Annotated in this window: 17 protein-coding genes; 3 read left to right on the forward strand and 14 right to left on the reverse strand. The window is 73.6% G+C overall.

The annotated features are described in order from the left end of the window. Genes Q1V71_RS12325 through Q1V71_RS12340 form a run of 4 tightly spaced genes read right to left on the reverse strand, consistent with a single transcriptional unit; the run spans window position 1 to window position 4,224 of the window. Window positions 1–2,691, reverse strand: a complete 2,691-nt coding sequence (locus Q1V71_RS12325) for an FtsX-like permease family protein (protein WP_300644115.1) — start codon at window positions 2,689–2,691, stop codon at window positions 1–3. Further along, window positions 2,688–3,425, reverse strand: coding sequence for an ABC transporter ATP-binding protein (locus Q1V71_RS12330; RefSeq protein WP_300644116.1), 738 nt, complete (start codon window positions 3,423–3,425; stop codon window positions 2,688–2,690). Before Q1V71_RS12330 ends, Q1V71_RS12325 begins: the two co-directional genes overlap by 4 nt. Continuing rightward, window positions 3,422–3,598: a hypothetical protein gene (locus Q1V71_RS12335; protein ID WP_300644117.1), complete on the reverse strand. Its 177-nt coding sequence runs from the start codon at window positions 3,596–3,598 to the stop codon at window positions 3,422–3,424. The genes Q1V71_RS12330 and Q1V71_RS12335 overlap by 4 nt, the downstream gene beginning before the upstream one ends. Continuing rightward, window positions 3,595–4,224 (reverse strand): PadR family transcriptional regulator, encoded by a 630-nt coding sequence (locus Q1V71_RS12340; RefSeq protein WP_300644118.1) that lies wholly within the window; start codon window positions 4,222–4,224, stop codon window positions 3,595–3,597. Before Q1V71_RS12340 ends, Q1V71_RS12335 begins: the two co-directional genes overlap by 4 nt. Window positions 4,225–4,432: 208 nt before the next feature. On the opposite strand from Q1V71_RS12340, the gene Q1V71_RS12345 reads away from it, so the two are divergent. Then, on the forward strand, window positions 4,433–5,191 hold the full coding sequence (locus tag Q1V71_RS12345; RefSeq protein WP_300644119.1) for an SDR family oxidoreductase: 759 nt from the start codon (window positions 4,433–4,435) through the stop codon (window positions 5,189–5,191). Here Q1V71_RS12345 and Q1V71_RS12350 read toward each other — a convergent pair. The 8 genes from Q1V71_RS12350 to Q1V71_RS12385 form a co-directional block, all read right to left on the reverse strand. Continuing rightward, entirely contained in the window at window positions 5,148–6,227 is a 1,080-nt protein-coding gene (locus tag Q1V71_RS12350) for a VanZ family protein (protein ID WP_300644120.1), read from the reverse strand. The genes Q1V71_RS12345 and Q1V71_RS12350 overlap by 44 nt on opposite strands. Before the next feature lie 97 nt (window positions 6,228–6,324). Beyond that, window positions 6,325–6,999, reverse strand: a complete 675-nt coding sequence (locus Q1V71_RS12355; RefSeq protein WP_300644121.1) for a phosphoglycerate mutase family protein — start codon at window positions 6,997–6,999, stop codon at window positions 6,325–6,327. Continuing rightward, the gene (locus Q1V71_RS12360) at window positions 6,999–8,069 is read right to left on the reverse strand and encodes a phosphotransferase family protein (RefSeq protein ID WP_300644122.1); all 1,071 of its coding nucleotides are present in this window, start codon (window positions 8,067–8,069) and stop codon (window positions 6,999–7,001) included. Before Q1V71_RS12360 ends, Q1V71_RS12355 begins: the two co-directional genes overlap by 1 nt. Continuing rightward, a complete protein-coding gene (locus tag Q1V71_RS12365; protein WP_300644123.1) occupies window positions 8,066–8,857 on the reverse strand; it encodes an SDR family NAD(P)-dependent oxidoreductase in 792 nt (263 codons plus the stop codon). Before Q1V71_RS12365 ends, Q1V71_RS12360 begins: the two co-directional genes overlap by 4 nt. Beyond that, complete coding sequence (locus Q1V71_RS12370; protein WP_300644124.1) at window positions 8,854–10,134, reverse strand: acyl-CoA dehydrogenase family protein; 1,281 nt, start codon at window positions 10,132–10,134, stop codon at window positions 8,854–8,856. The genes Q1V71_RS12365 and Q1V71_RS12370 overlap by 4 nt, the downstream gene beginning before the upstream one ends. A 307-nt stretch (window positions 10,135–10,441) precedes the next feature. Beyond that, window positions 10,442–11,416: a type IV toxin-antitoxin system AbiEi family antitoxin domain-containing protein gene (locus Q1V71_RS12375; protein ID WP_300644125.1), complete on the reverse strand. Its 975-nt coding sequence runs from the start codon at window positions 11,414–11,416 to the stop codon at window positions 10,442–10,444. A gap of 195 nt (window positions 11,417–11,611) precedes the next feature. Next, the gene (locus tag Q1V71_RS12380; protein WP_300644126.1) at window positions 11,612–13,168 is read right to left on the reverse strand and encodes a hypothetical protein; all 1,557 of its coding nucleotides are present in this window, start codon (window positions 13,166–13,168) and stop codon (window positions 11,612–11,614) included. Further along, window positions 13,143–13,868, reverse strand: a complete 726-nt coding sequence (locus Q1V71_RS12385) for an ABC transporter ATP-binding protein (protein ID WP_300644127.1) — start codon at window positions 13,866–13,868, stop codon at window positions 13,143–13,145. Before Q1V71_RS12385 ends, Q1V71_RS12380 begins: the two co-directional genes overlap by 26 nt. 80 nt (window positions 13,869–13,948) lie before the next feature. On the opposite strand from Q1V71_RS12385, the gene Q1V71_RS12390 reads away from it, so the two are divergent. Then, window positions 13,949–14,125: a hypothetical protein gene (locus tag Q1V71_RS12390; protein WP_300644128.1), complete on the forward strand. Its 177-nt coding sequence runs from the start codon at window positions 13,949–13,951 to the stop codon at window positions 14,123–14,125. A gap of 292 nt (window positions 14,126–14,417) precedes the next feature. After that, the gene (locus Q1V71_RS12395) at window positions 14,418–15,323 is read left to right on the forward strand and encodes a hypothetical protein (protein WP_300644129.1); all 906 of its coding nucleotides are present in this window, start codon (window positions 14,418–14,420) and stop codon (window positions 15,321–15,323) included. Between the two features lie 81 nt (window positions 15,324–15,404). On the opposite strand, the gene Q1V71_RS12400 is transcribed toward Q1V71_RS12395, so the two are convergent. Both Q1V71_RS12400 and Q1V71_RS12405 read right to left on the reverse strand, forming a co-directional pair. Beyond that, window positions 15,405–17,624: a 3-hydroxyacyl-CoA dehydrogenase NAD-binding domain-containing protein gene (locus Q1V71_RS12400; protein ID WP_300644130.1), complete on the reverse strand. Its 2,220-nt coding sequence runs from the start codon at window positions 17,622–17,624 to the stop codon at window positions 15,405–15,407. 182 nt (window positions 17,625–17,806) lie between these two features. After that, entirely contained in the window at window positions 17,807–19,018 is a 1,212-nt protein-coding gene (locus Q1V71_RS12405) for an acetyl-CoA C-acetyltransferase (protein WP_300644131.1), read from the reverse strand. Window positions 19,019–19,106: the final 88 nt, after the last annotated feature.

Raw genomic sequence — 19,106 nt, forward strand, 5'->3', positions numbered from 1 at the left:
TCAGTCGAGCCGGGCGGTCAGCGGCAGCCGGGACCGGGCCGTGAGGCCCACGAGGACGGCGGTGAGCAGAGGCAGCCCGACGACGACGCCGAGGACGAGCAGCCACGGCACGTCGAGGTAGTGGCTCGGTCCTGCCGGCGTGCCGGCCCCGAGGTCGACGGGACCGGTCAGCGGGTAGGTGATGGCCACCCCCGGCACGGCGCCGACCAGCGCCCCGAGCACCGCGCCGACCAGACCCACCACCAGGGCGTACGCCGCCGCCACCCCGCGCCGGGTGCGCGGTGCGGCCCCGACGGCCGACAGCGTGGCGAGGTCGGGGCGGGCGTCGGAGAGCGCGAGGAACGTGGCGGTCAGGGTGCCGCCGAGCATCAGGACGGCACCGAGGGAACCGAGGACCAGCTGCACGACCACCGTCTCGGCGCCCGGCTCGTAACCACGCTCGACGTAGGTGCTGGACCGCTGGCCGGCCATCCCCTGCACCACCTCGGAGACGTCCTGCTCGACGGCGCGCGACACCGGGCCCGCCAGCACCAGGCCGGCGTCGTGGACCGGGGCGGAGAGCCGCTCGGCGGTGCGGGTGGACAGCACGCCCTGGATCGGCGCGTAGTCGCCCTCGACCGGCACGAAGAACGTCGGCACCTCCACCACGCGGCGGGAGCCCTCCGGCCCCCGCACCCGCAGCACGACCGCCCCGCGACCCACTCCCTCCCTGACACTGTCGGCGCCGTCCCCGACGTCGGGCCCGAGGCCGTTGCCGGCTCCGAAGAAGGCCAGCGCGCCGCCCTCGCTGAGCACCTCGTCGGCCGCGGCGCGCTGCTCCTGGTCCAGACCCACGAGTACGTCGGGCACCTCGTCGGCCACGAGCACGCTGGCGTCCAGGGCGCCGCCCCACGAGGAGAGCACGACCTCCCCCGGTCGGTCGCCCGCGCCGGAGCCTGCTGAGCGGAACGAGACCTCCGTGTAGCGCCCGTGCTCGGGGTCGACCCCGACCAGACGCTGCGTGGCCAGGTCGGGCGCGACGTCGGCCAGGGCGGCTTCGATCTGCTCGTAGTCGGGGTTCCTGCGGTAGTCGACGACCAGGCCCGTGCCCTCGGGCAGGGTCGCGGTGTAGCTCTCGCGGTTCTCCGCCTCGTCGCTGCTGATCGCCACGCCCAGCGCTACGACCCCGGCGACGGTGGCGGCGACCGCGGCCACCGCCGGGACGGTGCGGGTGCGGTGCCGGGCGGCGTCGCGGGCCGCCAGCCGCAGGGAGAGCGGCAGGTGGCGGGAGGCCCGGGCGACCGCCGAAACCACTGCCGGGACGAGCAGGATCATCCCCAGCACGCAGACGATCGCCGAGGCAGCGATCGGGATCTCGCCGCCGCCCGCGGTGCCGCGCGAGGCGCCGTACGCCGCCCCGGCGACACCGAGGCCGAGCAGCGCGAGGCCGAGCAGGGGCGAGCGTCGCGAGGGCGCCGCATCCCCTCGCCGGCCGGCGAGCACCGCGACGACGTCCTGGCGGGAGGCCAGCCAGGCCGGGACCGCGGCGGCCAGCAGGGCGCTCAGCAGGCCGAAGGCGGCCACGCCGAGCAGGTGCCAGGGCTGGACGTCGAAGGGGCCGAAGCGCTGGTCGGTGATCCGTTCGGCGAACGGTACGGCGGCGGCGCCACCGAGCACGCCGAGCACCAGCCCGAGCAGGGCGGCCAGCATCCCGAGCACCACGCCCGAGGCGAGGACCACGCGTCGAGCCTGTCGCGGCGTGCCCCCTGCGGCCGCGACCAGCGCGAGCGTCCGGGACTGGCGGCGTGCGCCGACGGCGAAGGCCGGACCGGCCAGGAGCACCACCTCGAGCAGCACCATCACCACGACCAGCACGAGGCTGGCCACGAGCGGCCCGTCGAGCAGGTCCTGCCCGTAGCGGACCTCCGGCGCGAGCGCGGACTCCGGCGGGGGGTCGGCCAGCACGGCGCGCGAGGTCACGACGCCGCCGAGGTCGTTGAGGTCACGGACGTCGGCCCACGCGACCGGGTCGCCGCCGACCAGCCAGCTGGAGGGTTCACCCAGGTCGAAGGCCCCCGGGAGGCCGTAGGCCCGGGCGCGGCCCGTGGTCGAGCCGCTCTCGGCGGTGCCGACGATCTCCAGGCTGATCCCGCGGGAGAGCTCGAGCTGCTCGCCCGGCTCGCGTCCCAGGAGGTACCCGTTGACGACCACCTCGTCGGTGCTGGTCGGCCAGCGACCGCTCGTGAGCTCGACGAGGCCCGCGGTGAGCGGGTCGTCGAGGGAGGTCTCCAGCACCTCCGCGTCGCCGCTGCCCAGGGCCGTCGTGTAGCGGACCGAGCCCTCGGAGATCGGAGCAACCGGCCGCTGGCCGAGCAGGTCCTCGACCTCGGCCAGGGTCAGCGGCTCACCACCCCGACCCCCGCCCCAGCCCATGCCGTTCTCGGGGTCGGGCAGCTGGAAGACGACGGCGTCGCCGCTGGCGTCCGCGGCGTCGACCCGCGCCTCGGCCGCCCCGAGCCGCCGCTCCACCACCTCGAGGCCGGACACCTCCGCGGTGGCGTAGACGGTGTCGGCGATCGAGACCGCGGTGACCGGCAGGGCGATCATCACGAGCGTCAGCAGGCTGCGCCCGCGTGCGCGTCGGGCTTCGCGGGCGGCCAGGCGCAGCGCGAGCCGCCACCCGACCACCGCTGCCGAGAAGCGCCCGCTCATCCGAGCCGTCCGGCACCGAGCAGGTCCTCGACCGGCGCACTGCCGGACTCGTCGACGACCACGCCGTCGCGCAGGAAGACGACCCGGTCGGCCCAGGCCGCGTGCCGGGCCTCGTGGGTGACCAGGACGCCGGCGGCGCCTGCGTCGCACCGGGCGCGCAGCAGCCGCAGGATCTCCTCGCCGGTCTCGCTGTCGAGCGCCCCGGTCGGTTCGTCGGCCAGGACCAGCCGGCGCTCGCCCACGACGGCCCGCGCGATCGCGACGCGCTGCTGCTGACCGCCGGACATGTCGTCGGGGAAGCGGTCGGCCAGCGCGGCGATGCCGACCTCCTCCAGCGCCTGCATCGCCTCGCGCCTGGCACGCGAGGCACGGACGCCGTCGAGCTCCCGGGGCAGCGCGACGTTCTCAACCGCGGTGAGGGCCGGGATGAGGTTGAAGCCCTGGAAGACGTAGCCCACCGACGTACGCCGCATGCGCGCCCGCTCGGAGCGGTCCAGCGCGGTCAGGTCGACGCCCTCGACCTCGACGACGCCCGAGCTCGGCTCGTCGAGGCCGCCGGCGATGGTGAGCAGGGTGGACTTGCCCGAGCCCGAGGGGCCCATGACCGCGACGAGCTCGCCGGGGTGAGCGGCGAAGGTGACGCCGCGCAGGGCGTGCACCTGGGCCTCGCCCTCGCCGTGCACGCGGTGGACGTCGAGCAGCCGCAGGGCGGCGGTGCCGAGGTCGGCGCTCATCGGCCGGCCTCCTCGTCCGTGCTGCGGCGCGGCCGGCGGGCCAGCGCGGTCGGGGCGGGTCGGCGCAGCGGGCGGGTGCGGTCGCGCAGCCGCTCCGCGGAGTGCCGCAGCCAGCGGTCCTCGCTGCGGGTCAGCTGGGCGACGAGGGCCACGGGCAGGGCGCGGGGTCTCATCGGCGTGCTCCCTTCCGGCGGTCGACCGACGCGGAGGCCGGGGCCATCTCGGAGGTCGGAGCGGAGCGCGCGGCAGTGGTCGTCCCGGCGTCCTGCACGGCAGCGCGGCGCAGTCGGGTCTCGCAGTGGTCCAGCCAGCGGATCTCGGCCTCGGCGGCGAAGACCAGCGAGTCGAGCACCAGGCCCCAGGCCAGGTCGGCGCGCGCGGGGCTCGTCTCGGCACCGGCCTGGCGCTTGAGCCGGGTGTAGTCCTGCAGCGCGGTCATCGAGGCGCTGCGCTGGCGCTGGATCAGGGTGCCGACGTCGACGCCGGGCACGGTGACCGCGAGCGCCAGCTTGATCGCCAGCTCGTCGCGCGGCGGCTGGGTGCGGGCGACCGGCGTCGTGAACCAGGTCGCGACCTCCTCGTGACCGCTCTCGGTGAGCCGCCAGCGCTCGTGGCCGTCCTCGTCCTCGCCGGCGGCCTCGACCAGCCCGTCGCGCTCGAGCCGGGTCAGGGTCGTGTAGACCTGCCCGACGTTGAGCGGCCAGGTGCCGCCGGTACGGCTCTCGAACTCCTGCCGCAGCTGGTAGCCGTACATCGGCTCCTGCTCCAGCAGGGACAGCAGCGCGTGCTTGACCGACACGGTCGGCTCCTCCCGAGGTGCCGGGAGCACGGCGCCCATCGCAGTGCCTACCCGGTATGTACCGACCGTAGCCCCCTGCCTACCCGGTATGCAACCGCCACCGCCGAACCGTCAGTTCCGCACCGCCGAACCGTCAGTTCCGAACCCTTGAGACGTCAGTTCCGAACGCTCGCCTCCCGATGTCGTACGCCGCAGCGAGACTGTCCCCATGACCACGACCCTGATCACCGGCGCCAGCTCCGGCCTGGGCGCCGAGATGGCCCGCCAGCTCGCCGCCCGCGGCGAGGACCTCGCCCTCTGCGCCCGGCGCACCGATCGGCTGGAGGAGCTGCGCGCAGAGATCCTCGCCGCGCACCCCGAGCGCCGCGTCGCGGTGACCGCCCTCGACGTGACCGACCACGAGGCCGTGCACACGGTGGTGCACGCCCTGCGCGAGGAGCTCGGCGGCCTCGACCGCGTCGTCGTCAACGCCGGTCTCGGCAAGGGCGCGGCGATCGGCACCGGCCGCGCCGACGCCAACCGCGAGACCGCCGTCACCAACTTCCTCGGGGCCCTGGCGCAGACCGAGGCCGCGATGGAGGTCTTCCGCGCGCAGGGCCACGGGCACCTGGTGATGATCTCGTCGATGTCGGCGATGCGCGGGATGCCCAAGTCGCTGACGACGTACGCCGCCACGAAGGCCGGCGTCGCCCACCTCGCCGAGGGCATCCGCACCGAGCTGCACGGCACCCCGCTGCAGAAGAAGATCAAGGTGACGGTGCTCTACCCGGGCTACATCGCCTCGGAGATGAACGAGAAGGTCCAGCAGTCGACCCCCCTCATGGTCCCCACCGACAAGGGGGTGCGGGCGATGGTGTCCGCGATCGAGAAGCAGGTCGACGACGCGTGCGTGCCTGCGCTGCCGTGGGCGCCGCTGTCGGTGGTCATGAAGCACGCCCCGCTGGGGATCTTGAAGAAGCTCGTCTGAGGGACCGCCCCTCCACCTCCAGGCGCAGCCCGGCCACCGTGTGCGAGAGCCCGCGGTGGTCGGGGACCGTCGTCGCCACGACGGTGAGGACGAGGTAGGCCGCCAGCAGCCACTCGCGGCCGGGGACCTGCGGCGGCACCATGACCAGCAGGTAGACCGGGCCGACCCCGGCGGCGAGCTTGAGCAGCCGCGCCGGGGCGGTCCAGCCACGGCGGTCGGTGCGCGTGGTGACCGCCACGACCAGCTCGCCGAACGTGCGTCCGCGACCGAGCACGAGGACCGCCTCGATCGCGAACGGGACCGTCCACTGGAGTACCCACTGGACGTCGCGGTGCGGGCTGGTGTCCAGAACGAACAGCATGAGCCCGCGCCACAACCCGGCGACCAGCCCGCCGACCAGGAGCACGAAGAGGCCGTCGCACACCATCCCGACCATCCGGCGCCCCCAGGTGATCCGGGTGGGCAGCGGCCTGGGCTGGTCGCGCTGCTCCCGCAGCGGGAGCGCGAGCAGCGCCCCGACGAGCGCGCCGAGGGTGTTGACGAGCAGGTCGTCGACGTCGAACTTGCGGTAGGCGCAGCCGAAGAACCCCCAGACACCGGTGCGCTGGGTCAGCTCGATCAACAGCGACACCGAGAAGCCCGCGACGGTCGAGGCGAGCACGCCGCGCTGCAGGACCAGCCGGACGAGCACGCCGAACGGCACGAAGAGCAGCACGTTGAGCAGCACCTGCTGCAGGACCGGGTCGCGCAGGAGCACCTGCAGCCCGTCCGCCGGACCGCCGATGTCCTCGATCGTGCCGAACAGCTCGGTCTGGGGCACCCGGCAGCGGAAGGACCCGCGGTCGGGCAGCGGCAGCAGGGTGTAGGTCCACAGCGCCACGCTGTAGACGGCCGCGGAGACTAGGACCGTGAGGTCACGAGGGCTCAGCTCGCCGTCGCGGCGGTACTGGTAGGCCGCCACCGGGACGAACAGCAGCACGGACACGACCGTCCCGAGGCCGATCGCGACGACGGCGTTGAAGAGCTGGGCCGGCATGCTCGCGACGCTATCGGCGCCCGGTCCGGCCGCACGGATCGAGGGGCCCGACCGGCCACGCGCTACGGGAGGCAGGCTCCGCGCTGCCCGCGCGAGCTCAGCGGTAGGTCAGCAGCTCCCCGGCCAGGTGCTCGTGCTCGTTGAAGGTCAGCAGCCGGGTGCCGCGGGGGCCGACGAGGACCCGGGTGACCCCGGAGTTGACCGCGACCGTGTTGAGCCGCTGCCAGGTGTCGGGCAGGGCGGCGCCGGAGACCCCGAGCAGGCCGGCGGCCACCAGGCCGACGACACCTCCGGACGTCACCACGACGACCGTCTGCCCGCTGCCGCTGCGCGCGACCGCGTCGGCCAGCGCGGCGGAGGTGCGGGCTCCGAAGTCGTGCCAGGACTCGTCGTACCCCTCCCCGCCGGAGGTCCACAGCTCGGTGGCCCGCTCGAAGAGCGCCTGGAACTCCTTGCGGTCCAGGGAGAACGGGTCGGCAGGGAGGTCGGGGAAGCGGGCGACGACGCCGAGGTGGTCGAACTCGTCCCAGCGGGCGTCCTCCTCCACGGCAGGACCGGCGGGCGCGGCCCAGCCGGCCCCCTCGAGCATCGCCTCGAGGGTCTCGCGGTGGCGCCGCATCCCGCCGCGCAGCAGCACGGTGGGGCGTACGCCGGCAGCCGCGAGGTGCGCGCCGAGCCGGCGGCCCTGCTCCCAGCCGGTCTCCGACAGCACGTCGTAGTCCTCGGCCCCGAAGGAGGCCTGGCCGTGCCGGACCAGCAGCAGCTGCCCCATCAGGCCCCACTGCCGGTGCTGGCCTCGGTCACCAGCCGCCGGCAGCGCTGCTCGAGGTAGGACACGACCTGCCCGAGCAGGGCGTAGGACTCGTTGGTGGTCTGCTTGTTCACGTAGCGGTACCAGATCTGCTGGGCGATGACCGCGAGCCGGAACAACCCGAAGACCTCGTAGAAGACCAGGTCCCGCTCGCTGGGGGCGTGGCCGGTGCGCGCGCAGTAGCGGTCGACCCACTCGCGGCGCGTCCACATGCCCGGCGCGTTGGAGGGCTGCCGGCGGAAGAGCTGGAACAGGTCGTCGTCGTCGGCCTCGACCCAGTAGGCGATCATCGAGGACAGGTCCATCAGCGGGTCGCCGACGGTCGCGAGCTCCCAGTCGAGCACGGCGCGCACCTGGAGGTCCTCGTCGAGCACGAGGTTGTCGAGCCGGTAGTCGTTGTGGATCAGCACCTGGCCGACGTCGGCCGGCTGGTGCTCCTCGATCCAGGCCAGCACGTCGGACCAGTCGCCCGTGTCCTCGGTGCGCGAGCCGTCGAGGCGACGGATCCAGCTGCGGACCTGGCGCCCGACGTACCCCTCGCCCCTGCCGAGCGCCGCCAGCTCGGGCACCGACGCGACGTCGACGGAGTGCAGGGCGACCAGCACGTCGAGGACCCGACCGCACAGCGCGTCGGCCTCCTCGGGAGCGAGCGGCTCGGGGAGGTCCTGGCGCAGGATCAGCCCGGGGACCTTCTCCATCACGTAGAACTCCGAGCCCAGCACGGACTCGTCGGGCTCGTGGCCGATCATCGTGGCGACGTACGGGAAGACGGGCTCGAGCGCGGCCTGGATGCCGTGCTCGCGACCCATGTCGTGGGCGCCCGCGGCCTTCTTGCCCGACGGCGGCCGGCGCAGGATGAGGTCCTTCGCCTCCGTCCGCACGAGGTAGGTCAGGTTCGACGCGCCGCCGCGGAACTGCTGGACCTCGGTGACCGGGCCCTCGCCGCGCTCGGCGAGCCACGCGGTGAGCGCGTCGACGTCGAACGCGTCCTCGTCGCGCACGGGGCGCGCGGTGTTCTCGGCGCTGCTCACGCCTGTCCTCCTGCCAGCTTGTCGAGACTGCGGGCCTGCGCCCGCATGACGGCGTCGTACGACGCCCGGTCGGTGCGCTTGAGCTCGACCGCACCGCGGGCCGGCTCGTCGGGCACGATCAGCTCCTCGCCGGCGTCCAGGCCCGCGAGCACCGCGGCCGCGATGTCCTGCGCGGAGATCGGCGACTCGGTGACCAGGCGCCCGACGACGTGCCCGAGGGCCTTGTCCGCGCCGCGCATCGAGTCCAGCAGGTTGGTGCGGAAGAACCCCGGGCAGACCGCGTGCGCGCTGATGCCGTGCGAGGCCAGCTCGTGGCCGGCGGTCTCGGTGAGCGCGACGACGGCGGCCTTGACCGCGTTGTAGGAGGCCATGCCGGCGGGGTGCACGAGCCCCGCGAGGCTGGCGACGTTGACGAACCGGCCGCTGCCCTGGGCCTTCATCAGCGGCGTGAACGCGCGGATGCCGCGCACCATCCCGAAGAGGTTGATGTCGAAGATCCACTGCCACTCCTCGAGCGTGGCGACGTCGAGCCGCCCCCCGCCCGCGACGCCGGCGTTGTTGACCAGCACGTCCAGGCCGCCCCAGGTCTGCTCGACGTGGGCCAGGGCCGCGGCCCAGTCCTCGTCCTTCGTGATGTCGAGCTGGAAGCCGTCGCCGTCCCCTGCGTAGGAGACGTCGGTGCGCAGGACCCGGTCGCCCCGGGCCTCGAAGGCCTCGGCCAGCGCGGCGCCGAGGCCGGACGCGGCGCCGGTGACCAGGACGCGGAGCGGTCCGTCCTGCTCGCTCATCGGCGGGCGCCGTACTTGCCGAGCTCGAGGCGGGCGACGACGCCCTGGTGCACCTCGTCGGGGCCGTCGGCCAGGCGGAGCGCGCGGGCGCCGGTCCAGGCGCCGGCCAGCGGGTGGTCGTCGGACATGCCGCCGCCGCCGTGGATCTGCATGGCGAAGTCGATGACCTGCAGGGCCATCCGCGGCACCGCGACCTTGATCTGGGAGACCTCGGAGAGCGCGTTGAGCGGGCCGCCGACGTCGAGCTTCCAGGCAGCGTTGAGCACCAGCAGGCGGGCCTGCTCGATCGCGATCCGGGCGTCGGCGATCCGCTCACGGTTACCGCCGAGGTTGGCCAGCGGCTTGCCGAAGGCGACCCGGTCCAGGCCGCGGCGGCAGGCGCGCTCGAGCGCCATCTCGGCCAGGCCGATGAGGCGCATGCAGTGGTGGATGCGGCCGGGGCCGAGCCGGCCCTGGGCGATCGCGAACGCCTCGCCGGGGCCGAGCAGCAGGTTGGAGACCGGCACCCGCACGTCGGTGAAGGAGACCTCGCCGTGGCCGATCGGCTCGTCGTACATCCCCATCGTCGGCAGCAGCCGCTCAATCTTCACGCCGGGCGCGTCCAGCGGCACGAGCACCATCGTGTGGCGGTGGTGGCGGTCGATGCCGGGCTCGTTCTCGAGGTTCTCCGGGGTGTCGCGCAGGCCCATGAAGACCGCGACCTTGCAGTCGGGGTGGCCCACGCCCGTCGACCACCACTTGCGGCCGTTGATGACGACCTCGTCGCCGTGCACGACGGCGGTCGCGGCCATGTTGGTGGCGTCGCTGCTCGCGACGTCGGGCTCGGTCATCGCGAACGCCGAGCGGATCTCGCCGGCCAGCAGCGGCTCGAGCCACTGCTTGCGCTGCTCCTCGGTGCCGTACTTCAGCAGCACCTCCATGTTGCCGGTGTCCGGCGCGTTGCAGTTCATCACCAGCGGCGCGAGGTGGCTGCCGCCCGTGGCCTCGGCGACCGGGGCGTAGTCGACGTTCGTGAGCCCCTCGCCCCCGTCGACGCCGAACCTCGCGGCGTACTCCCCCGCGTGGTCCTTCGGGATCCACAGGTTCCACAACCCGCGCGCCTTCGCCTCGGCCTTGAGCTCCTCGATGACCGGCAGCGGCTGCCACGGGTCACCGGTACGCCGCTGCTCGGCCAGGTCGGCGAGGTACTGCTCCTCGGCCGGGGCGACGACCTCGGCGATGAACGCGCGGGTCCGCTCGGTGAGGTCGGCGGCCCGGGGAGAGGGTGCGAAGTCCATGGGCGCGAACCTACCGGGCGCTCGGTCTGGTGCGAGGGCTGCGTCACATCTCGGGTCGCGGCGGCCGAGGTCGAGCCGACGGCTGGTGCCGCGCCTGCCGCCGAGGTCGAGCCGGCGGTTGAGGAGGTTGCGCAGCAACCGTCTCGAAGCCCCGGCTCAACGGGACGCCCGGTCGGTCGAGGTGTCCTCGGCGATGTGGAGGTCCTGCACCGAAGCAGGTTCAGGCCAGGACCTCCAGATCGGGCAGTCGACCGGCGTGCCCGGGTCGCCTGCCTGAGAAGAGCACGTCTCACCGGGAGCATCCGTCCTACGCCGCGGCCTCCGATCTGACCACGCAGGCGTCGGAGCGGCACGGCACCGGCGTACCCGCCCATCCGCGCGCCTGCAGGACGCGCCCGACCACCGAGGCCAGGCGACAGCGGTCGAGGACCTGCTGCCACCCGGCGCGGAGGCTCATGTCCCCGTTGACCGCTGCGTCGAGGTCACGCTGGAGGTCGTCCCACCGGTCCAGCGCGGCGGTGTGTCCGAGCCGGCCGTCGAGCTCCATGAGCACGCGCTGGCCGCGATACCTCACGTCGCGCACCACCCACCGCAGGACCTCGCCCTCGACAACGCGCGCGACCTCGCGCACCTGGCGCTCGCCCCGCGGCAGCCCGTGCGCGCGCTCCACGTCGCGCAGGTAGCGGCGCTCCAGCGGGGACTGTGCCCCCGCGGCCACGTCGGCCAGCACCTCGCGGAGCAGCGCGCGACGCGGCAGCCTGGGATGGGCGGCCAGGGCACCGAGCAGTCGGTCCGTCGTGGTGGCTCCCTCACGGACCACGTCGGCGATGGCTGCCACCGCTGCGTCCTCCCCGGCCGCGGTAGACGCGACCAGCAGGGCGGCGTGCTCGACCCGCAGCCGGGGCGGCGAGGCCTCGAGCAGCGCTGCCGACTCGAAGCAGCGCAGCTGCGTCACCGCGATCCCCGGGGTCCGCGCGACACGGCGCCCGTGCTGCACCGCCAGGTCGACGCGCCGTGGGCGGCCATCAACCTGCAGCCCTGCCGCGGACAGGGCGGCCTGAGCGGAGAGCACCGAACCCGGGTAGCGGAGCAGCGCAGCCCACTCGCGCTGCCGCTGCGACAGCGGGCCGGTGTGGTCGACGTAGACACCGTCGTGCACCCGCACCCACTCCCGCCGGCGCAGCATCCGCTCCACGAAGACGGCATCGAGTCCGGCTGACAGGGCCTGGCCGCGCGACACGACGCCCGCCTGCCGGCGCTGGAGTCGCAGGAGGGAGTCCACGGACCCAGCCTGTCCTCGCAGACAGCTCCGCGGCGCGCCGCACGTCCCGGGTGTGCACCCCTCAGCCACAGGGCTGGGCTGTGGACGGTCCAGGGGCCGCCCGCAGTGACCCGATGTGGAGGTCCTGCACCGAACCTGGTTCAGGCCAGGACCTCCAGATCGGGTCAGCTCGACCACCCCCGACCTCGCCGCGCCTCAGGCGGCGGTGGTCACGACCACCCGGGCCCGCTCGGTGGGGGTGGTCCAGCGGGTGTGCGCGCGGGCGAGCCGGAGGCCGGACCAGCAGAGGAAGGGCACGGCCACGAGCACGGCGGCGAGGGGGTCGTCGAGGCGGGCGAGGGCCGAGAACACCAGCCCGGTGAGGGTGGTGGAGAGCGCGAGGCGGCTGGAGTAGCCGACCATCATCAGCGGCGGGGCGGGGGTGGCGCGGGCGGAGCGGAGGTCGACGGCGTACGGGTGGGCGAGCGACCAGCGCATGGCGGCCGCGACCACCTGGACGGTGACGACGGCCAGCATGGCGACGAGGGCGGTGACCTCGGAGGCAGTGGGTACGCCGGCGCGCAGTGCCCCCAGGACGACGGTCACCAGCGAGGCGACGAGCAGGAACTCTGCCAGCACCCAGGCGCGCGCGGCGAAGACCGTGCCGGGGCCGACCGGCAGGCTCTCGCGCCACAGCCCGCCCCGGCCGTCGAGGCACCACGCGTTGACCCCGAAGAGCAGCGCGCCGCCGGAGGCCACCAGCCCGGGCAGGATGATCAGCTGCGCCCACGGCAGGGCACCGAGCAGCGCGATGACACCGGGGCCGACGGCGAGCACCGCGAGGCCGCGGCGCATCGGGACGGCACGCCAGACCGAGGCGCGGTCGGTGCGCACGAGCACGGCGAGGTCGGTGCGGGGCAGCCGGCGGGCGCGGTAGGAGCCGGACTCCACGCGCAGCTCGTCGTGCGGCACCCGCCGGGTGGCGAGGTGGGCCGGGACCGCCCCGAGCACGACGGCGGCCAGGGCCAGGCCGGCCAGGGTCCCGACCAACCCGGCCCAGGCCCAGGACGGCCCGCCGACGGAGGTGGCGACGACCCGCACGGTCGGCACCTGGTCCAGCAGCGGCACCAGGTCGCCCCGCAGCTGGAGGACCAGCACGGCTGCCACCGAGGCGACGGTCGCGACCCGCAGCGCCACCTCGCCGAACCGCAGCCGCCGCAGCCCCTCCAGCGTCCACGCGACGACCTGACCCAGGGCGGTGGCCAGCACCAGCCACAGGAGCATCGCGACCTGCATGGCGAGCAGCGCCCAGCCCCACCCGGTGCCGTACGCCGCCGCGCCGAGCAGCGACCAGGACTGCAGCAGCCACGCGACGTTGAGCGGGGCGAGGACCAGCGCGCCGAGGTGGTCGGTCGTGGGGCTGACCGGGTGGATCGAGGCGGGGTCGCGCGCGAGCAGCTCGCGCCCGCCCCCGGAAGCGACCGCCGCCACGACCGAGACCAGCACCAGGGCGGCCAGGGCGGTCGGCAGCACGATGAGCACGTCGCGGGCGCGATCGCCCTCCCCCGCGCCCGGCACGAGCGACGGGACCATCGCCACCGCGAGCGAGCCCAGCGCGAAGAGGACCAGGCCGGCGCGGAAGGCGCGTGGCCGGCGTACGTGCGCGGCGCGGAAGCGGACCAGCGTGCCGACGTCGGCGACCGCCCGCACCGCCTCGGTGACGGGGTGGTGCCGGTGGGGGCGGGGCTCAGTCGAGGAGCGAGCGGTAGGCACGCGCGCCCTCCTCGCCGGCCATCTCCTCCGCGGTGAGCTCGGCGACCTGCGATCCGCCGCGCAGCACCGAGACCGTCGAGCAGGCGGCGATGGCGAGCTCGCGCAGGTGGGTGGAGACCAGCACCGCGGCACCGCGGGCCCGGGCGTCGGCGACCACGTCGAGGGTGGCCTCGACACCGATCGGGTCGACCCCGTCGAAGGGTTCGTCGAGCAGCAGCACCTCGGGCTCGTGCAGGGCGGCCAGCACCACCGAGAGCCGTCGGCCCATGCCGTGGCTGAAGCCCGCGGTGACGCGGTGCGCCACGTCGCCGAGCTCGAAGCGCTCGAGCAGGTCGCGCCCGCGCTCCTCCCAACCGGACGGCAACCGGCGCAGCCGGGCCGCGAGCTGCAGGTGCTCCCACGGCGTCGCGCGCGGCACGAGACCGCCGACGTCGGGGCAGTAGCCCACCGCGCGCTTGGCCGCCAGCGGGTGGCGGTGCACGTCGTGACCGGCGACCAGCACGGTCCCGGACGTCGGCGGCACCACCCCGGCAAGCACCCGCATCGTCGTCGACTTGCCCGCCCCGTTGCGGCCGAGGAGCGCCGTCGCCCGGCCGGCGTACGCCGTCAGGTGGACGCCTGCGACGGCCTCGACCTCCCCGAAGCGGACGTGCAGGTCCCGCACCTCGACCAGCGCCCGCTCCCCGCCTGTCCCGTCCACGGACCCATGGTGACCGCTCCCCTCGCGCTGCGGGCGTCAACCGGTGTTTCCGGCGACACCCCCGAGGGCAGGAGGCGCGCATGACGACGCGGGGCGACTACAGCTCGCTGCCAGGCACGGTCGAGGAGTTGGCGGCCGAGGCGGAGCGCGCTCTGCTGGAGCAGGGTGGCAGCGACCATCCGGACGCCCCCGAGACCCCGCAGCGGCCCGGCGGACGACCGCCGCACATCTCCCGTCCCGGCGTGACCCCGTGGTGAAGCGCGCCTCTCGGCGCGCCCCCGCCGCCCTCCGCACTCTCGCGCTCCCCGCTCTCGCGTCCCTGGTCCTGCTCGGTGGCTGCTCCGGACAGGAGGGCGAGGACCCCGGTACCGCCCCCGGCAGCGCGAACGGCAGCGTGGCGCCCGTGCTCGGCGAGGTCTCGTGGAGCTGGCGCGACTCGGGCCTGGACGTGATCGAGCGCCTGTCGGTGTCGGAGCAGGCGGTGGTGGCCTTCGGCACCCGCGGGACGACGGCCGTGCTGAGCGCGACCTCGCGCGACGGCGAGCAGCTGTGGGAGCACGACGAGGACTGGTTCGAGCGGGAGACGGGGGGCGTCTGGAGTCAGGGGTCGTCGCCGGCACCGGGACCGACGCCGCGGCGGCGCTGCGCGTCAGCAACGGCATCATCCTGGGGCTCGACGTGGCGGACGGCTCCCGAGCCTGGACCTGGGAGAGCCGGCGGCAGCTCCACACCACGGTGGTGGGCGCGGCCGACGACACGCTGCTCGTGCGCGAGGACCCACGCTTCACGTGCCAGAGCGGGCGCAGCCGCATCGTGGCCCTCGACCTCGTGGACGGCAGCGAGCTCTGGGACGCGACCGCGGCGTGCGACCTGTCCATCCGCGACGAGCGGATCGTCCTGGGTGGCGACGTCGTGGACCCCCGCACCGGTGAGGTCCTGGTCTCCCGGGCCGGCGTCGTCTGCGGCGTGGCGGGCGACGTGGCCGTCTGGCTGGCGGAGTGCCCGGCTCCGTTCGGGCCGGGTTTCGAGGTCACCGGCACCCCCGTCCTGGCCTCCCTCGAGGACTCCTCCGTCGCAGACCTGCCGTCCTTCCCGCGCGGCGAGGTGCTCCAGGTCCGCAGCGGGCCTGGCGTCCTGGCCGTGACGTACCTGCTCGAGGGGCCTGCGGCCGAGACCCGCAGCTGGGTGGGCAACGGGACCGTCCTCACCACCGAGGGGCGCCCCGACGGTGCGCTCGTGGCCTCCGACGGCTCGTTCTTCGAGCTCTCCGTCGAGCAGGACGAGCTGGTCGTGCGCGACCCCTCCGGCGCGGTGGCCCAGCGGGTCGGACTCCCGGCGCAGGACCTGCCCGCCGACGGCTTCGTCCAGGTGGAGGGCGTCGCCGACGACTATGTCCTGGTGACACCGGCTCGAGCCGGGACCGGGCACCTCCTGCTCGACCTGTCGACCTCCTGAACAGTCCTCCGCACCAGCCGGAACGGCTCGAGCCGCCGCCCCGGAGGGCGACGGCTCGAGCACGGTGCTGCGGGGACCTGATCAGGCGGGGAAGGACTCGCCCTTCGCCGCGAGGTCGCGGAGGTACTGCGTGGGGCGGAACCGCTCCCCGTACTTGTCGGCCAGGTCGTCGGCGCGCTTCACGAACGCCGCGAGGCCGATCTCACCGGCCGCGACGGTGCCCTCGGGGCCCTCGTAGCCGGTCATGAACTGGGCGGCACCACCGGTCATCGGCGGGAAGCCGATGCCCATGATCGAGCCGATGTTGGCGGCGGCCGCCGACTCGATGACGCCCTCCTCGAAGCACTTGGCCGTCTCGACGGCCTCGGCGAAGAGCATCCGCTCCTTCATGTCGACGAACGGGATCTGCTGCTCGGCGACCGGGTAGACCTCGGCCAGTCCGGGCCAGATCGAGCCGCGCTTGCCCTCGACGTAGTCGAAGAAGCCCGCGCCCTTGAGCCGCGAGGGGCGCTCGAGCTCGATCATCTTCTCCACGACCAGCGAGCCCGGGTGCGGCTCGTAGGTGCCGCCGTCGCGCTCGGCCGCGTCCTTGGTCGCCTTGGCGATCTTGGACATCAGCTCCATGTTGAGCTCGTCGGTCAGCTGCAGCGGGCCGACGGGGTAGCCGGCCTGGGTCGCGGCGCGCTCGATGGAGTACGGCGCAGCGCCCTCGGCCAGCATCGCCAGACCCTCGTTGACCATCGTGCCGATGACCCGCGAGGTGTAGAAGCCGCGGCTGTCGTTGACCACGATCGGGGTCTTCTTGATCTGCTGGACCACGTCGTAGGCCTTGGCCAGCGCCTCGTCGGAGGTCGCCTTGCCCTTGATGATCTCGACCAGCGGCATCTTGTCCACGGGGGAGAAGAAGTGCAGGCCGATGAAGTCGGCGGGGCGGTCCACGCCCTCGGCGAGCTCGGTGATCGGCAGCGTCGAGGTGTTGGAGCACAGCAGCGCGTCGGGGTTGACGTGCTTGGCGGCCTCGGCGAAGACCTGGTGCTTCAGGGACGGGTCCTCGAAGACGGCCTCGATGACCAGGTCGCAGCCGGCCAGGTCGGCGTAGTCGTCGGTCGGGGTGATCCGGCCGAGCAGCTCGTCGGACTTCTCCTGCGTGAGCTTGCCGCGCGAGACGGCCTTCTCGTTGATCTTCTCCGAGTAGGCCTTGCCGCGGGCGGCGGCCTCGGCGGAGACGTCCTTCAGCACGACCTCCATGCCGGCGCGGGCGCAGGAGTAGGCGATGCCCGCACCCATCATCCCGGCGCCGAGGACGGCGACCTTCGTGGCCTTCCAGGGCTCGATGCCCTGGGGGCGCAGCTTGCCGGCGTTGATCGCCTGCAGGTCGAAGAAGAACGCCTGGATCATGTTCTTCGAGCCCTGGTTGACGATCAGGTTCGTCAGGTAGCGCGACTCGATCCGCGAGGCGGTGTCGAAGTCACGACTGGCGCCCTCGACCGCGGCCGAGAGGATCGCCCGTGCGGCGGGGTAGACCGCGCCCTTGGTCTGCTTGCGCAGCAGCGCGGGGAACGCGGGCAGGAAGCCGGCCAGGGCCGGGGACTTCGGCGAGCCACCGGGCATCTTGTAGCCGGGGGCGTCCCAGGGGTTCTGGTGCTTGTCGGGGTTCTCGAGGATCCACTTCTTGGCGGCCGGCACGAGCTCCTCGCGGGTGGCGACCAGCTCGTCGACCAGGCCCTTCTCCAGCGCCTGCTGGGGGCTGAACTGCTTGCCCTCGAGCAGCACGCTCATCAGGCCGTCCTGCAGCCCGAACATCCGCACGATGCGGGTGACGCCGCCGCCGCCGGGCAGCAGGCCCAGGCTGACCTCGGGGAGGCCGAGCTTGACCGAGCGGTCGTCGACGCAGACGCGGCGGTTGCAGGCCAGGGTGATCTCGAGGCCGCCACCGAGCGCGGCGCCGTTGATCGCGGCCACGACGGGCTTGGGCAGCTTCTCCAGGCGGCGCAGGCCGGCCTTGACGTCCTCGGCCATCCGGAAGACGTCCTCGGCGTCGGCCGGGCCGGCCTGGACCATGCCCTTGAGGTTGCCGCCGGCGAAGAAGGTCTTCTTCGCCGAGGCGATCACGACGCCCAAGACCTGTGACTCGTCGGCGGCCAGCTCGTCGTAGAGGCGGTCGATCGCGGCGTTGATCGACTCGCGGTAGAGGTCGTTCATGGTGTTGGCCGACGCGGTGGGGTCGTCCAGGGTGAGGGTGACGATGCCGTCGGCGTCCTTCTCGTAGTGGACGGCGGTCTGGGTCTCGGTGGCGCTCATGTGTTCTGTGGGTTCCTGTCTCAGGTCTGAAGATCGTCTTGGGGTACGGCGCGGCCGTGGTTGCCGTCGGCGCGTACGTCACGGGGTCTCGACACGCGGGTCGCGACTTCGTTCCTCAGTCGCGCCGCTCGCTCGACCACCATCATTGCCACGATCGAGTCGTGGTCTGGCGGCTCCGCCGCTCAGACCACTTCCACGATCGTGGCAATACCCATGCCGCCGCCGACGCAGAGCGTGGCCAGGCCGCGCTTGAGGTCGCGGCGCTGCAGCTCGTCGATGAGCGTGCCGAGGATCATCGCGCCGGTGGCGCCGAGGGGGTGGCCCATGGCGATGGCGCCGCCGTTGACGTTGGTGATCTCGTCGGAGATGCCCATGTCGCGCATGAAGCGCATGGCGACCGCGGCGAACGCCTCGTTGATCTCGAACAGGTCGATGTCCTTGGTCTCGAGGCCGGCCTTGGCCAGCGCCTTGCGGGCGGCCGGGGCGGGACCGGTGAGCATGATCGTCGGGTCGGCGCCCGAGACGGCCATGGAGACGATCCGCGCGCGCGGGGTCAGGCCGAGGTCCTTGCCGACCTGCTCGGTGCCGATGGCCATGAGGGCCGCACCGTCGACGATGCCGGAGGAGTTGCCGGCGTGGTGGACGTGGTTGATCTTCTCGATCCAGTGGTACTTCTCCAGCGCCACGTCGTCGAAGCCGGCGTCGGCGCCGATCTGGGCGAAGGAGGGCTTGAGGCCGGCCAGGCCCTCGACGCTCGTGTCGGGGCGGATCAGCTCGTCGTGGTCGAGGACCGTGACGCCGTTGATGTCCTTGACCGGGATGACGGAGTCGGCGAAGTAGCCGTTGGCCCACGCCTTGGCGGCGCGGTGATTGGACTCGGCGGCGAAGGCGTCGACGTCCTCGCGGCTCCAGCCCTCGATGGTGGCGATCAGGTCGGCACCGATGCCCTGCGGGACGAACCCGGCCTTGAGCGCGGTGGCGGGGTCCTGGGCCCAGGCGCCGCCGTCGGAGCCCATCGGCACGTTGGACATCGACTCCACGCCACCGGCGAAGATCAGGTCCTCCATGCCGCCGCGGATGCGACCGGCGGCCTGGTTGACGGCCTCGAGGCCGGAGGCGCAGAAGCGGTTCAGCTGCACGCCGGCGACGGTGTCGGGGTAGCCGGCGGCCAGCGCGGCGGTCTTGGCGATGTCGCCACCCTGCTCGCCGACCGGGGTCACGACGCCCAGCACGATGTCGTCGACGCGGGCCGGGTCCAGCCCGGGGTTGCGCACCTTGATCTCGTCGAGCAGGCCGACCACCAGGTCGACCGGCTTGACCTCGTGCAGCGAGCCCGCCGCCTTGCCCTTGCCGCGCGGCGTGCGGATGTGGTCGTACACGAATGCTTCAGCCATGACCGTCCTCGGGGGTTGCAGTACGTTGTGCGTCGATTGTGACACCGATACTGTCACCGTCGTCAAGGAGCGGACCGGACAGGAGGTG

The sequence above is a fragment of the Nocardioides sp. genome (genome assembly GCF_030149505.1).
Lineage (GTDB): Bacteria > Actinomycetota > Actinomycetes > Propionibacteriales > Nocardioidaceae > Nocardioides.

Coding starts and splice junctions, on each gene's coding strand:
- Q1V71_RS12370 (WP_300644124.1), bottom strand. CDS start 10,134: ATGGACTTCGCACCCTCTCCCCGGGCCGCCGACCTCACCGAGCGGACC.
- Q1V71_RS12355 (WP_300644121.1), bottom strand. CDS start 6,999: ATGGGGCAGCTGCTGCTGGTCCGGCACGGCCAGGCCTCCTTCGGGGCC.
- Q1V71_RS12400 (WP_300644130.1), bottom strand. CDS start 17,624: ATGAGCGCCACCGAGACCCAGACCGCCGTCCACTACGAGAAGGACGCC.
- Q1V71_RS12390 (WP_300644128.1), top strand. CDS start 13,949: ATGACGACGCGGGGCGACTACAGCTCGCTGCCAGGCACGGTCGAGGAG.
- Q1V71_RS12335 (WP_300644117.1), bottom strand. CDS start 3,598: ATGAGACCCCGCGCCCTGCCCGTGGCCCTCGTCGCCCAGCTGACCCGC.
- Q1V71_RS12345 (WP_300644119.1), top strand. CDS start 4,433: ATGACCACGACCCTGATCACCGGCGCCAGCTCCGGCCTGGGCGCCGAG.
- Q1V71_RS12405 (WP_300644131.1), bottom strand. CDS start 19,018: ATGGCTGAAGCATTCGTGTACGACCACATCCGCACGCCGCGCGGCAAG.
- Q1V71_RS12350 (WP_300644120.1), bottom strand. CDS start 6,227: ATGCCGGCCCAGCTCTTCAACGCCGTCGTCGCGATCGGCCTCGGGACG.
- Q1V71_RS12325 (WP_300644115.1), bottom strand. CDS start 2,691: ATGAGCGGGCGCTTCTCGGCAGCGGTGGTCGGGTGGCGGCTCGCGCTG.
- Q1V71_RS12330 (WP_300644116.1), bottom strand. CDS start 3,425: ATGAGCGCCGACCTCGGCACCGCCGCCCTGCGGCTGCTCGACGTCCAC.
- Q1V71_RS12365 (WP_300644123.1), bottom strand. CDS start 8,857: ATGAGCGAGCAGGACGGACCGCTCCGCGTCCTGGTCACCGGCGCCGCG.